The organism is Aeromicrobium sp. S22, assembly GCF_009661045.1.
In the GTDB taxonomy this organism is placed as follows: domain Bacteria; phylum Actinomycetota; class Actinomycetes; order Propionibacteriales; family Nocardioidaceae; genus Aeromicrobium; species Aeromicrobium yanjiei.
Genome location: NZ_WJWV01000003.1, coordinates 377,184 through 390,714 on the forward strand (window position 1 = coordinate 377,184; position 13,531 = coordinate 390,714).

At 70.5% G+C, this 13,531-nt stretch carries 15 protein-coding genes; 8 read left to right on the forward strand and 7 right to left on the reverse strand.

The features are described from left to right. Window positions 1–22: 22 nt before the first annotated feature. Entirely contained in the window at window positions 23–760 is a 738-nt protein-coding gene (locus tag GEV27_RS14790; protein WP_153651656.1) for an SDR family NAD(P)-dependent oxidoreductase, read from the reverse strand. A gap of 90 nt (window positions 761–850) precedes the next feature. Between GEV27_RS14790 and mshA the strand changes: the two genes are divergently transcribed. The 4 genes from mshA to GEV27_RS14810 are packed head-to-tail and all read left to right on the forward strand — an operon-like array spanning window position 851 to window position 4,057. Then, window positions 851–2,104, forward strand: a complete 1,254-nt coding sequence (mshA, locus tag GEV27_RS14795) for a D-inositol-3-phosphate glycosyltransferase (RefSeq protein ID WP_153934945.1) — start codon at window positions 851–853, stop codon at window positions 2,102–2,104. After that, window positions 2,101–2,586 carry a YbjN domain-containing protein gene (locus GEV27_RS14800; RefSeq protein ID WP_153651658.1) on the forward strand — a complete coding sequence of 162 codons (486 nt, stop codon included), beginning with the start codon at window positions 2,101–2,103 and terminating at the stop codon, window positions 2,584–2,586. Before mshA ends, GEV27_RS14800 begins: the two co-directional genes overlap by 4 nt. A 36-nt stretch (window positions 2,587–2,622) precedes the next feature. Then, complete coding sequence (locus GEV27_RS14805) at window positions 2,623–3,288, forward strand: DsbA family protein (RefSeq protein WP_153909475.1); 666 nt, start codon at window positions 2,623–2,625, stop codon at window positions 3,286–3,288. 25 nt (window positions 3,289–3,313) lie between these two features. Beyond that, window positions 3,314–4,057, forward strand: coding sequence for a phosphoglyceromutase (locus GEV27_RS14810; RefSeq protein ID WP_153651660.1), 744 nt, complete (start codon window positions 3,314–3,316; stop codon window positions 4,055–4,057). Here GEV27_RS14810 and GEV27_RS14815 read toward each other — a convergent pair. From GEV27_RS14815 to GEV27_RS14825, 3 genes are all read right to left on the reverse strand, one after another. After that, a complete protein-coding gene (locus tag GEV27_RS14815; RefSeq protein ID WP_153934946.1) occupies window positions 4,054–4,638 on the reverse strand; it encodes a hypothetical protein in 585 nt (194 codons plus the stop codon). The two genes, GEV27_RS14810 and GEV27_RS14815, sit on opposite strands and share 4 nt — an antisense overlap. A 97-nt stretch (window positions 4,639–4,735) precedes the next feature. Beyond that, entirely contained in the window at window positions 4,736–5,416 is a 681-nt protein-coding gene (locus tag GEV27_RS14820) for a response regulator transcription factor (protein ID WP_309222284.1), read from the reverse strand. Further along, window positions 5,413–6,570, reverse strand: coding sequence for an ATP-binding protein (locus GEV27_RS14825; protein ID WP_309222285.1), 1,158 nt, complete (start codon window positions 6,568–6,570; stop codon window positions 5,413–5,415). The genes GEV27_RS14820 and GEV27_RS14825 overlap by 4 nt, the downstream gene beginning before the upstream one ends. 132 nt (window positions 6,571–6,702) lie before the next feature. On the opposite strand from GEV27_RS14825, the gene phoU reads away from it, so the two are divergent. Then, window positions 6,703–7,344 carry a phosphate signaling complex protein PhoU gene (phoU, locus tag GEV27_RS14830; protein WP_153651664.1) on the forward strand — a complete coding sequence of 214 codons (642 nt, stop codon included), beginning with the start codon at window positions 6,703–6,705 and terminating at the stop codon, window positions 7,342–7,344. A gap of 58 nt (window positions 7,345–7,402) precedes the next feature. On the opposite strand, the gene GEV27_RS14835 is transcribed toward phoU, so the two are convergent. Further along, complete coding sequence (locus GEV27_RS14835; protein WP_153651665.1) at window positions 7,403–7,969, reverse strand: hypothetical protein; 567 nt, start codon at window positions 7,967–7,969, stop codon at window positions 7,403–7,405. Between the two features lie 186 nt (window positions 7,970–8,155). Here GEV27_RS14835 and GEV27_RS14840 point away from each other — a divergent pair, with 186 nt between their 5' ends. Further along, complete coding sequence (locus tag GEV27_RS14840) at window positions 8,156–8,641, forward strand: CarD family transcriptional regulator (RefSeq protein WP_056612020.1); 486 nt, start codon at window positions 8,156–8,158, stop codon at window positions 8,639–8,641. A gap of 80 nt (window positions 8,642–8,721) precedes the next feature. On the opposite strand, the gene ispF is transcribed toward GEV27_RS14840, so the two are convergent. Further along, window positions 8,722–9,198, reverse strand: coding sequence for a 2-C-methyl-D-erythritol 2,4-cyclodiphosphate synthase (ispF, locus tag GEV27_RS17870; RefSeq protein ID WP_208431017.1), 477 nt, complete (start codon window positions 9,196–9,198; stop codon window positions 8,722–8,724). 57 nt (window positions 9,199–9,255) lie between these two features. Here ispF and GEV27_RS14850 point away from each other — a divergent pair, with 57 nt between their 5' ends. Continuing rightward, complete coding sequence (locus GEV27_RS14850) at window positions 9,256–10,770, forward strand: molybdopterin-dependent oxidoreductase (RefSeq protein WP_194944237.1); 1,515 nt, start codon at window positions 9,256–9,258, stop codon at window positions 10,768–10,770. Between the two features lie 7 nt (window positions 10,771–10,777). Here the strand turns inward: GEV27_RS14850 and GEV27_RS14855 are convergent, their stop codons facing one another. Then, window positions 10,778–12,019, reverse strand: coding sequence for a peptidase C39 family protein (locus GEV27_RS14855; protein ID WP_153934948.1), 1,242 nt, complete (start codon window positions 12,017–12,019; stop codon window positions 10,778–10,780). A 102-nt stretch (window positions 12,020–12,121) separates the two neighbouring features. On the opposite strand from GEV27_RS14855, the gene cysS reads away from it, so the two are divergent. Beyond that, entirely contained in the window at window positions 12,122–13,531 is a 1,410-nt protein-coding gene (cysS, locus tag GEV27_RS14860; protein WP_375335593.1) for a cysteine--tRNA ligase, read from the forward strand.

A 13,531-nucleotide genomic window follows, 5' to 3' on the forward strand; every position in this document is an offset into this window, starting at 1 on the left:
TGGCAGGGCTCGGTCCGGGGGCTCAGCCCTCCCGGTGCACCTTCCACGAGGCGGCCTGCGCGAGCGGCTTCAGCACCATCAGGTCGACGTTGACGTGCTGCGGGCGCGTCGCGACCCAGGTGATCGCGTCGGCGATGTCCTCGGCGACCAGCGGCTCGCGCACCCCGGCGTACACGGAGTCGGCCTTGTCGGCGTCGCCGCTGAACCGGTTGAGGCTGAACTCGTCGGTGCGGACCATGCCGGGCGCGATCTCGGTGACCCGCACCGGCTGCCCGTTCAGCTCGAGGCGCAGGGTCTCGGTCATGGCCGCGACGCCGTGCTTGGCCGCGACGTACCCGCCCCCGCCGACGTACGGCGTGTGGCCGGCGATCGAGCCGAGGTTGAGCAGTGTGCCGGCGCCGCTCGCGACCAGCGCCGGCAGGAGCGCGCGGGTCACCAGCAGCGTGCCCACGACGTTGACCTCGTACATCCGTCGCCAGTCGTCGGGATCGGACACCGCCACGTGGTCCGTGCCGATCGCCCCGCCCGCGTTGTTGACCAGCAGGTCGAGCGAGGGGCCGACCGTCTCGGCGAGCGCCGCGACCTGCGACTCGTCGGTGACGTCGCACGTCACGGCGGTGCCGCCGATCTCGGCGGCGAGCGGCTCGATGCGCTCGGTGCGCCGGGCGACGCAGAAGACGTGGAATCCGGCGGCGGACAGGGATCGGGCGGTGGCGGCGCCGATGCCACTGCTGGCTCCGGTCACGACGGCTGTGGGCATGGGGCCATCGTGGCAGACCCGCGCACGCCCAGCACTGGGGAGGACGGAGTGGGAGTCAGGTGGGACGATGGATCCGAAAGGCGGGTGCACATGCTCCAGCGGATTGCCATGCTCTCGGCGCACACCTCGCCGCTCGAGCAACCCGGCGACGGGGACGCCGGCGGCATGAACGTGTACGTCATCGAGCTGTCCCGCCAGCTGGCCGCCCGGGGGATCGAGGTCGAGATCTTCACCCGCGCGACCTCGCGCCACCAGCCCGCGGTGCACGTCCCCGAGCCGGGCATCACGGTGCACCACGTCGCCGCGGGGCCGTTCGAGGGCCTGGAGAAGAACGACCTGCCCTCGCAGCTGTGCTCCTTCGTCCGCGACGTGCTGCGCGCAGAGGTCGAGCGCGAGCCGGGGCACTTCGACCTCGTGCACTCGCACTACTGGCTCTCGGGACAGGTCGGCACCGTCGCCCGGGAACGGTGGAACGTCCCGCTCGTGCACACGATGCACACGATGGCCAAGGTCAAGAACGCGATGCTCGCCGAGGGGGACGCCGCCGAGCCGATCGGTCGCATCCGTGGCGAGGAGGAGATCGTCCGTCTGGCCGACCGCCTCATCGCCAACACCGAGGAGGAGCGCCGCGAGCTCATCGAGCTCTACGGCGCGGAGCCGGACCGGGTCGCGGTCGTGCACCCGGGGGTCGACGTGAACGTGTTCCGTCCCGGGCAGCAGGCCGAGGTGCGCCGGCGCCTGGGGATCGCCGAGGACGCTGCGGTGCTGCTCTTCGCCGGGCGGATCCAGCCGCTCAAGGCGCCCGACGTCGTGCTGCGTGCCGCCGCGGTCCTGCTCGAGCGGGATCCGTCCCTGCGCGAACGACTCGTCGTCGCGGTCGTGGGCGGCGCGTCCGGATCGGGTCTCGAGCGCCCGACCGCGCTGTCGGACCTGGCCGTCGAGCTCGGCCTGGCCGATCTCGTCAGGTTCGTCCCCACGGTGGGTCAGCGGGTGCTCGCGGACTGGTACGTCGCCGCGTCGGTGGTCTGCGTGCCGTCGCACAACGAGTCGTTCGGCCTGGTCGCGATCGAGGCCCAGGCCTGCGGCACGCCGGTCGTGGCGGCGCGTGTCGGCGGCCTCGCGACGGCCGTGTCGGACGGTGTCACGGGCGTCTTGGTCGACGGGCACGACCCGGCCGACTACGCCTCGGCGCTGCACCGTCTGCTCACCGACCGCGAGCTGCGCGACGCGATGAGCCACAAGGCCGTCCGCCACGCCGAGGGATTCGGCTGGGACGTGACCGCAGACCGTACGCTCGGCGTCTACGAGCAGGCCGTCACCACCCGCAGGGAGTCCCACGCATGAGCCCGATCGCCGTCCGCGACGTCATCGTCGACACGCTGGAGGCAGCAGACCTCGCCTACACCGAGCATCGCCCCGGCACGTTCGAGGTGATCCTGCCGGGCGAGCGCAAGCTGCAGACGACCTGTCGGCTCGAGGTGGGCAAGCACTCCCTCGGCATCCACGCGTTCGTGGCCCGCAACCCCGACGAGAACCACCAGGTCGTCTACCGGTGGCTGCTCGAGCGCAACCTCAAGATGTTCGGCGTCGCGTTCGCGGTCGACTCCGCGGGCGACATCTACCTCGACGGACGCCTGCCGCTCGGCGCCGTGACTCCCGACGAGCTGGACCGGGTGCTGGGCGCGGTCCTGACCTATGCCGACGAGTCGTTCAACACGATCCTCGAGCTCGGATTCGCCTCGTCCATCCGCAAGGAGTGGCAGTGGCGCGAGTCCCGGGGCGAGTCGACCCGCAACCTCGACGCGTTCAAGCACCTGAAGCCGTAGGCGTGCGGCAACCGCCGCTCGCGTAGCGTGGGGCGCGTGAAGGTCATCGTTTTCGCCGATGTGACGGACCCGTGGTCGTACATCGGGTCGACCCGGTTCGAGCGTGCCGCCGCGATGTTCTCGATCCTGACGGGGGAGCCCGTCGAGGTCACCTACCGGGCGTTCCAGGTCGAGCCCGACGAGCCGAGCGACGGCCGGCTGCTGCTCGACGCGCTGGACGAGCGCCTCGGCGGCCGCGACAAGGTCGAGCTGGTCAACGCGCAGGTCACCGCGGCAGCACGCATCACCGGCATCGATCTCAACTTCGAGGAGGCCGTCCAGGCCGGCTCGTTCGACGCATGGCGGCTGCTGACGTGGGCCGACGAGTCCGGACCGGGGTTCCAGCGCGATCTGCTCCACCAGCTGTGGCGGGCGCACTTCCTGGAGGGGGCCGACATCGGCGACCCCTTCGCCCTCGCGACCCGTGCCGCCCTGGTGGGGCTGGACCTCGAGACCGCCGAGGCCCTGCTCGCGAGCACCGAGTACGCCGACGAGGTGCGCACCCAGGTCGAGACGGGCCGCTCGCTGGGAATCGCCCAGCTGCCCTACGTGGTGATCGAGCAGCAGTGGACGCTCGCCGGCATCCAGTCGCAGAACGACTACGTGCAGGCGTTGCATCAGATCCACACCGAGCTCAAGGACGCGGACCCGGAGCCCGAATGACGCCCGGACGCAATAGGCTCGGAGCATGAGCACCTTGATCCTCCTGCGCCACGGCCACAGCGAGTGGAACGCCAAGAACCTCTTCACCGGCTGGGTCGACGTCGACCTCAACGAGCAGGGTGTCGAGGAGGCCGTCAAGGGCGCCTCGATGCTGGCCGAGGCAGGCCTGCTGCCCGATGTCTCCCACACGTCCCTGCTGCGCCGCGCGATCCGCACCTCGCAGATCGTCCTGGACGGCATCGACCGCCACTGGATCCCGGTCAAGCGCTCGTGGCGGCTCAACGAGCGCCACTACGGCGCGCTGCAGGGCAAGGACAAGAAGGCCACGCTGGAGCAGTACGGCGAGGAGCAGTTCATGACCTGGCGCCGGTCGTACGACGTCCCGCCGCCGCCGCTCGCCGACGACGCCGAGTTCAGCCAGGCCGAGGACCCCCGCTACGCGGCCCTGCCCGATGAGCTCCTGCCGCGCACCGAGTGCCTGGCCGACGTCCTCGACCGGATGCTGCCCTACTGGTACGACTCGATCGTGCCCGACCTGCTCGACCACCGCACGGTCCTGGTCACGGCCCACGGCAACTCGCTGCGGGCGCTCGTCAAGCACCTCGACGGGCTGAGCGAGGAGGCCGTGGTGGGTCTCAACATCCCCACCGGCATCCCGCTCGTCTACGACCTCGACGCCGATCTGCGCCCGACGATCGCGGGCGGGACGTACCTCGACCCGGCCGCCGCGGAGGCCGCGATCGCCGCCGTCGCCAACCAGGGGCGCTAGCCGGCTGGCTCGGTTGCGCGCTCCTGGTCCAGTGCACGTGAGAGCCGTTCGAACTGACCCTGGCGCCAGCGCCAGAGCCGGTCGAGGCCCCACGCGCTGACGACCACCAGCACCGTGAGGAGACCCAGGACAGGGAGGATGAAGATCAGGTAGGACGCCGTGCCGCGCACGAGGATGGTGCCGATGGCGGCGACGACGGCGGCGAGCATGAGGGACCACCAGATCAGGTGCACCCGGCGGCCCTCGCGGATGAACCGCAGCTGTTTGCGCGCGACGGGGCGCCACCTCTCGACATCCGCTCCCTCGGGGACGACGCCCGTCCGGTACGCCTGACGGTAGAGGCTGAGCTGGCCCCTGCCCCCGAGACGGCGGCGCTGGATGAGGGCACCGACCGGGACGAGCGGCAGGGACACGAGGATGAAGAGCCAGGAGATGATGCTCCGGTCCGAAGCGGGGTCCAGATCGAAGGTGGACGCGACCAGCAGATATCCGAGCGCGTACAGACCTGCGCACAGCGCGATCCCCGCGGTCCACCTGAGGACGCCGTGCTGCCGGTTCCACCACTGCGGCATCGACCGCATGCCTGCCCCCTGACCGCGCCCGAGGTGCCGGGAGCGTGACCCGAGTATCCCGGACGGCGGGGAGCATCCGCAGCCGGTTCCCGCAGGGAGGTCGGGGCTAGGCGTCGAACTTGTAGCCGAGCCCGCGGACGGTGGTGAGGGTCGTGGGATTGGCCGGATCGGGCTCGATCTTGGACCGCAGACGCTTGACGTGGACGTCGAGCGTCTTGGTGTCGCCCACGTAGTCGGCGCCCCAGACCCGGTCGATGAGCTGCCCGCGGGTGAGCACGCGGCCGGGGTTGCGCAAGAAGTACTCCAGCAGCTCGAACTCCTTGAGTGGCAGCTTCGCGACGGCTCCGTCGATCGTCACCAGGTGGCGGTCGACGTCCATGCGCACGCGCCCGGCCTCGAGGGACGTGTGGTCGTCGACCTCGTCGGTGGCTCCGCGACGCAGGACCGCCCGGATGCGCGCGACGAGCTCGCGCGGCGAGTACGGCTTGGTCACGTAGTCGTCGGCGCCCAGCTCGAGCCCGACGACCTTGTCCACCTCGGTGTCCTTGGCGCTGACCATGATGATCGGCACCGAGGAGATCTGGCGAAGGGCGCGGCAGACCTCGGTGCCCGACAACCCCGGCAGCATCAGGTCGAGCAGGACGATGTCGGCCCCGCCGCGGTCGAACTCCGTCAGGGCGTCCGGGCCGGTCTCGGCGATCGCGACGTCGAACCCCTCCTTGCGCAGGACGTACGACAGCGCCTCGCTGTAGCTCGCCTCGTCCTCGACCACCAGTACCTTCGTCACGCCTGCTCCTCTTCGCTGTCCTCAGTGTCTTCGATGTCGTGGTGGTGGGCCGGCAGGACGAGGGTGAATGACGAGCCGAGGCCCGGCTCGCTCCACACCTCCACGCTTCCGCCGTTGCTCGCGGCGACGTGCTTGACGATCGACAGCCCGAGGCCCGTGCCGCCGGTGGCGCGGGCCCGCGCGGGATCGACGCGGTAGAAGCGCTCGAAGATCCGATCGAGCTCCTCGCCGGGGATGCCGATGCCGTTGTCGGTGACGGTCAGGCGTACGTCGGGACCGTCGCGGTGGGCGCTGACGGCGACCCGCGAGCCCTCGGGGCTGTACGTCACGGCGTTCTCGACCAGGTTGCTGACCGCCGCGTGCAGCTGGGCGCGATCCCCATGGACGAACAGGTCGGGCTCGACCGACGCGACGATCTCGATGCCCTTGTGCTCGGCGTCCGTCGCGGAGTGCTCGCAGGCCTCGGAGACGAGCTCGCCGACCTTCACGGTCGTGGCGTCGTCGCTCAGGATGTCGTTCTGCAGGCGGGAGAGATCGATGATCTGCTGGACGAGACGGGTCAGGCGGTCGCTCTCGAGGTGCATCCGGTGGGCGAACCGCACGACCGCCTCCGGATCGTCCTTGGCCTCGCCGACGGCCTCGGCCAGCAGGTTCAGTGCGCCGACCGGCGTCTTGAGCTCATGGCTCACGTTGGCGACGAAGTCGCGTCGGATGGACTCGACCTGCTGCTCGCGGGTGCGGTCGTCGGCGAGGACGAGGATCAGGCGGGACGTCAGGGGGGCCACGCGGGCGTGGATGTGTGCCGTGCTGCCACGGCGCGGCTGCAACGAGATGTCGGCGTCGCGGACCTGACCGTCGCGGCGCACCTGCCGGACCAGGGCCATCAGCTCGTCCGGCTCGAGGCGGTCGTCGTGGATGAGCCCCATCGCGAACGCCGGCGCGGACGCCTTGACGACGGTGTCGGCCGAGTCGATCAGGACCGCGGAGGACGAGAGCACGGACAGGACGAGCTCCGCTCCGGGCGGGACCACGGGGGTCGGCTCGGGCACGGTCTGCTGCTGCCTCTTCTCGCTGAAGCGCCAGACGTACGTGACCATCGCGCCGATGACAGCACCGATCGCTCCGGCGATCGCCATGCCCGCGCTGGTGTCCACACCTCGAGGATAGGGCCGCGCTGGCAAGGAACCGTCCTGCGGTGGTCGCAGAGACAGGCCTTTCCGCTGGCGTTCATGCCCCGTTCACCAGGGGTCGCCGTCCGTTCACCGCCGATCCGTACGGTGGCATACATGCGCGATCAGTATTACGAACAGCTCGATGCCATCGTCGACGACCTGGTGGCCCTGACCGGTACGGTCCGGCGTGCCGTCGCCGACGCCACCACCGCCCTGCTCGAGGCGGACGGCCAGATCGCCGAGTCGGTGATCGCCGGCGACAAGGACGTCGACGAGGCCACCGAGACGATCGAGGAACGGACGCTCCTCCTGCTCGCGACGCAGCAGCCGGTCGCCACCGACCTGCGCCAGCTGATCGCGACGCTGCGGATGCTGGCCGATCTGCAGCGGATGGGCGACCTCTCGGTGCACGTCGCGAAGATCGCGCGCCGCCGCATGCCCGAGTCGGCCGTGCCGGAGCACCTGCACCCGACCATCGTGTCGATGGCGTCGGTCGCGGACTCGATGATCGACTCCGCGTCGCGCATCGTCGCGAACCGTGACGTGGCCAAGGCCGCGCAGCTGGAGGCGGAGGACGACGAGATGGACCTGCTGCGCAAGGACCTGTTCCGGTCACTGCTGGGCGACTCCTGGGACCACGGTGTGGAGCCGGCGGTCGACGTCGCCCTGCTGGGCCGCTACTACGAGCGCATCGGTGACCACGCGGTGTCGATGGCGCGCCGGGTCGTGTACCTGGTCACGGGTCAGCTGACCTGAGACCGGCCGACCCGCTCCGAAGCCCCTGCTGCCTGCCGCAGCGGGGGCTTTCGCGGTCCTACTGGCCGTCGCCGGTCGTGGTGTCCTCGGTCCTGGAGGCGGCGTCCTCGTCGGAGGTCGCGGCCTCGGAGGGGGACTGGACCACGTCGGCGTACTCGCTGGTGCGGTCGACGACGGGGGCCTCGACGGTGATCGGCGAGGAGTCCGAGAAGGTCAGGGTGACCTTGACGTAGAGGCCCGCGGGGGCGTCCTTGTCGACGATGAAGATGCCGGCCGGATCAGAGGTTCCCACCTGCGTCAGGTAGCCGGGCTTGAGCGGCAGCTGCTCGTCGGGAGCCGTGACCTCGAGCTCCTGGTCGTCGAGCGTCGTGACCGTGACGGAGGACAGCGTCTGGTCCTTCTTCAGGTTGTTCTGCAGTGCCGTCGAGAGCGTCGCCGATCCGTCGGGGTTGGCGACCAGCAGGGTGTTCATCGCGTCGATGTCGCCGCGCGCGTTGGCGCCGACGCCCGGCTGGTACTGCTGGTTGGTCTGGGCGCTGAAGCTCGTTCCACACCCGCCAAGGACGAGGGCCGTCACCACGGCAACGGAGGCGACAGCCAGGGGGCGACGTCGTGCTGAGCTCACCAGATCACTCTTTCGGTCGGTCGGTGCGAGGGGCGCAGAGTCCCCCACGATGGTATCGGAGATGGCTGGTGGAATTGCCTTTGACCTGTGGACACAGCGTCTGCTATGGCACCCATGCCCTGAAACGGCAGGGGTCTTTGTCGGCGCTTCGTGGTATTCTTGAGGTCTACGAAGGGTGTTTTCTCTATGACTTTTACTGTCGGCGAAACCGTTGTCTATCCCAATCACGGTGCGGCAGTCATCGAGGACATCGAGACCCGGACGATCAAGGGCGAGGAGCGTGATTACCTCGTGCTGCGCATCGTGTCGCAGAACGACCTGGTCGTCCGCGTCCCCGCGTGCAACCTCGATCTTGTCGGAGTTCGCGACGTCGTCGACGAGGCGGGGCTCGAGAGGGTTTTCGGGGTCCTGCGTGCTGAGCACGTCGAGGAGCCGACCAACTGGTCGCGCCGCTACAAGGCCAACCTCGAGAAGCTGCACTCCGGTGACGTCCTGAAGGTGGCCGAGGTCGTCCGCGACCTGTGGCGCCGCGACCACGAGCGTGGCCTGTCCGCCGGCGAGAAGCGCATGCTGGCCAAGGCCCGTCAGATCCTCGTCTCCGAGCTCGCGCTCGCCGAGAAGACCAACGAGGACAAGGCCGAGACCCGTCTCGACGAGGTCCTCGCCTCCTGAGCTGATCTGTCCACGAAGCCCCCGGTTCCTCTGGAGCCGGGGGCTTCGTCGTTCAGGGCGGCGCGGGGCCGGCAGTCTGCTCAGAGGGGGTGGACGAGGGCGGTCGCGATCGCCGCGATGCCCTCGCCGCGCCCGGTCAGGCCCAGACCATCGGTCGTCGTCGCCGAGAGGCCGACGGGCGCTCCGATCGCGTCGCCGAGCACGCGCTGGGCCTGCTCGCGGCGGGTGCCGATCTTGGGCCGGTTGCCGATGACCTGCACGGACACGTTGCCGACGGCCCAGCCGTGGTCGCGCAGCCGTCGCGCCGTCTCGACCAGGAAGTCCACCCCCGCAGCCCCGGCCCATCGCGGGTCCCCGGTGCCGAAGTGGCTGCCGATGTCACCGATCCCGGCGGCGCCCAGCACCGCGTCGACGATCGCGTGGGAGACGCAGTCACCGTCGGAGTGGCCCTCGAGGCCGTGCGCCTCGTCCGGCCACTCCAGGCCCGCGAGCCACAGGGGGCGTCCCGCCACGAGGCGGTGGACGTCGGTGCCGATGCCGATGCGCGCAGAAGTCACCCGCTGATCATGCCATTTCGCCGGGCAGGGCCGATGTGGTCGGGCGACGATGGTCCGGTGAGATCTCGTACGACGTCGGCCGCCGGCGCCCTGGCCGCCCTGGCGGGGCTGGCGGTGGGCGAGGGGCTGGCCGCGGTGCTCGACCTGCGCGAGTCGCCGGTGCTGTCGGTCGGCCAGTCCGTCATCGACGTGACGCCCGGACCGGTGGCGCACGCGATCATCGACGCCGTGGGCACCCGGGACAAGCCCCTGGCGGTCGCGAGCGTGGTCCTGGGCATCGTCCTGCTCGGCGCGCTGGTCGGTCGGTGGTGGACGAGCCGCCGCGCGGCCGCATGCCTCCTGGTCGCCGGTCTGGTGGCCGCGGGAGTCGCCTCCGTCCTGACACGTCCCGCGGCGTCACCGGCAGCCGTCTTCGCGTGTGTCGCGGGCGGCGTGACGGTCATGGCGGTGCTCGAGCTGCTGCTCCCGCAGCGCGGCCGGGCCGAGCCCCCGGGGGACGGCGACCCGTCGCGCAGGACGTTCCTGGTGCGCGTGGGTCTCGTGGCGATCGCCACGGTCGTGGTGGGCGGAGCCGGTCAGGTCCTGGGCGCCCGTCACCGTCGTCGTCGGGAGATCGAGGAGGTGCGTGCGGGGCTCGCGCTGCCGACGCGGCCCGCCTCGGCTCCCGCGGGGACCGATCTCGGCGTCCGGGGCCAGGGCCCGTGGCTGACCGCGAATCGCGACTTCTATCGCATCGACACGGCACTCAGCCCGCCGCTGATCGACCCCGCCGACTGGAGCCTGCGGATCCACGGGATGGTCGACCGGGAGATGACCCTGACCTACCAGGACCTGCTCGACCGCGGCCTCACCGATGCGTGGATCACGATCGCGTGCGTGTCCAACGAGGTCGGCGGCGACCTGATCGGCAACACCTCGTGGGGCGGCGTGCCGATCAAGGGCCTGCTCGAGGAGGCCGGCGTCCAGGACGGCGCGGACGCCCTGCTGTCGACGTCCGAGGACGGCTGGACGTGCGGGACCCCGCTCGAGGCGCTGACCGACGGGCGGGCGGCGCTGCTGGCGCTCACGATGAACGGCGAGGCCCTGCCCGTGCCGCACGGCTTCCCGGTGCGCCAGGTCGTGCCGGGCCTCTACGGCTACGTCTCGGCGACCAAGTGGGTCACCGACTGGGAGGTCACCCGCTTCGCGGACTTCAAGGCGTTCTGGACGAGGCGCGGGTGGGGCGAGCGCGGACCCGTCAAGATCCAGTCACGCATCGACGTGCCGGGATCCGGTGACACGATCGACGCCGGCCCGCTGACCGTCGCGGGCGTCGCGTGGGCGCAGCACGTCGGCATCGCCGCGGTCGAGGTCCGGGTCGACGGCGGGCCGTGGCGGAGGGCGACCCTCGGCGCTGCTCCGAATGACGACACGTGGGTGCAGTGGAGGCTCGACTGGGACGCGGACGAGGGTCGTCACTCGCTCGAGGTCCGGGCGACGGGCAAGGACGGCGTGCCCCAGACCGCACGGCGCGCGGGCGTCCTGCCCGACGGCGCGACCGGCTACGACCAGGTCGACGTCGTCGTCGGCTGATCCGGCGTCACCAGCGGGGCGTGTCCTTGGGCAGGGCCTTGCTGGTCGGCCGGATGACGTACACGACGCCGCCGCTGCCGCGCAGCCACGCCTTCTCGAACTGGGCCCGCGAGTACGTGCGACGGACGGTCGAGTTGGTGCGGGCCGCCGGGTCGTTGACGATGACCTGGCCGGTGGAGGTGAACCCCCGGATCACCAGGAGGTGCCCCGGGGTCGAGGAGATCGGCGCGCCGGACAGCTCGCCCCGCCCGAACGCGACCGACGCCACCAGCGGGATGCCGGCCTTGATGAACGCCTCGGCGTCCCGCAGGGTGTGCAGCCGCGTGACGAACGTGTCGAGCGAGTAGCGCGCGGCGTACGCGGTGTTGAAGGACCAGTTGCCGGTGCCGTCGTATGCGTGGTCGAACGTGTAGCGCGCTGCGTGGTCGACGAACGAGTCGGCGTACCGGGACCAGGAGTAGTCGGCCTTGACCGGGCCCTTGCCGAAGAAGCGCATGACCATCGAGGTGGACGTCGGCGAGCACCACGCCTCGCCACCGCCGCCGTACTGCGGGAACTCGCCCTGGTGGATCATCTGTGACGACATGGGGACCGCGAGGTCCTTGGTCGCGGTCATGGTCGTGCTGCTCGCGCTCTTGAGGTGGCGTGCGGTGTAGGTCGCGGCGACGCCGTTGACCGCGTGCAGCGTGGGGCTGGTCTTGGCGCCCTTCGGCTTGAGCAGCAGCACGCGCACCTGCCACTGGTCGAACGACTTGCCGGGATTGGCCAGCACCGTGTCGGTCGACACCTTCGCGAGGTCGTCGGACTGCGAGGAGTAGGAGGACCGCTTGATGCTGGAGGTGTTGTCGGCCCAGCGAGCGACCGTGTCCCAGCTGCCGACGGTCGAGCCCTTGCGGACCCGCACGTCGATGCGCGCCCACGTGCCGCCGGGCGTCGTGACGCTCCATGACGGGAGGAGGCTCTTGGCGGCGAAGCCGGTCTTGTGCCACGGGCCCTTCCAGTAGCCCCGGTCGTACGACTTCGCCCCGCCTGAGACCTTGGGGTCGTCGTAGCGCAGGGTCTTGGTCCCCTTGCCCAGAGTCATCTTGCCCGTGCCGGCGGCGAGCCCGTAGGAGGTGCCCTTGGTGAAGTCGCGCGTGGACGTCCACCGGGCGAACCCGGCCTTGTCCGACGAGGCGTTCGCGGGGACGCCGGGCAGCAGGGTGAGACCGAGCACCGCGGCGACGAGGAGGGGAAGATGACGACGCATCTGCCCATGCTAGGTGACAAATGTGACTCGTGGGGCTGATGAGGACACCGAGCCGATGTGCGGGCGGCAGTCGCGCGTCGCGGGAGCCGATAGGCTTGCCCCGTGGCATTTCACCTGTACGACACCGCATCCCGGCAGATTCGCGAGCTCGTCCCGGTCGTCCCCGGGCGGGTGTCGATCTATCACTGCGGGCTGACGGTGCAGGGCCCGCCGCACATCGGCCACATTCGCAAGGAGGTCGTCTTCGACGTCCTGCGCCGCTGGCTCGAGCGCTCGGGCGTCGAGGTCGCGATCGTCGCCAACGTGACGGACATCGACGACAAGATCCTGGCCAAGGGCGTCGAGCAGGGGCGACCGTGGTTCGCGGTGGCCTATGAGAACGAGCGGGCGCTCCACGCGGCGTACGAGGTGCTGGGCTGCATCCCGCCGACGTACGAGCCGCGCGCGACCGGTGTCGTGCCGGAGATGATCGAGCTCATGCAGACGCTGATCGAGCGCGGGCACGCGTACGCCGCCGAGGACGGCTCGGGCGACGTGTACTTCGACGTGCGGTCGTGGCCCGCGTACGGCGAGCTGTCGCGCCAGAAGGTCGACGACATGCTGCCCGCCGAGGACGCCCCCGCCGAGGGCAAGCGTGACGGGCGCGACTTCGCCCTCTGGAAGGGGCACAAGGCGGGCGATCCCGACTCCGCCTCGTGGCCGACCCCGTGGGGACGTGGACGGCCCGGCTGGCACCTGGAGTGCTCGGCGATGGCTGCCAAATATCTCGGCGAGGAGTTCGACATCCACGGCGGGGGCCTGGACCTGCGGTTCCCGCACCACGAGAACGAGCTCGCGCAGTCCCGCGCCGCGGGTCAGCCGTTCGCGCGCTTCTGGATGCACAACGCGATGCTGAACCTGGCCGGCGCCAAGATGTCCAAGTCGGTCGGCAACACGCTCATGGTCAGCGAGGTCGTCAAGCGCGTGCGGCCGATCGCGCTTCGCTACTACCTCGCCGCCTCGCACTACCGCTCGATCGTGGAGTTCTCCGAGGAGTCGCTGGCCGAGGCCGCGACCGCCTTCGACCGCATCGAGGGATTCGTGCGTCGTGCGGCGGGTCTCGTGGGCCCAGGGGAGCTCGGTGAGGTGCCGGCCGCCTTCGCCGCCGCGATGGACGACGACCTCTCGGTGCCGGCTGCGCTGGCCGTGCTGCAGGGGCGGCTCTCCGAGGGCAACCAGCTGCTTGCAGCGGGCGCGTCGGCCGAGCTGACCGCCGCGCTGGCGGACGTACGCAGCATGCTCGACGTGCTCGGTTTGGATCCTCTGTCCCCGACGTGGGATCGTGGGGGTGACGATGCGGCCTATGCGCAGGTGATCGACTCCCTCGTCGAGGGGCTTCTCGAGCAGCGCCAGCAGGCACGCGCGGCCAAGGACTTCGCCACTGCCGACCGGGTGCGCGACCAGCTCACGGCGGCAGGCATCGAGATCGAGGACACGCCGCAAGGTGCGCGCTGGTCCGTGAAGGGTAGCTAA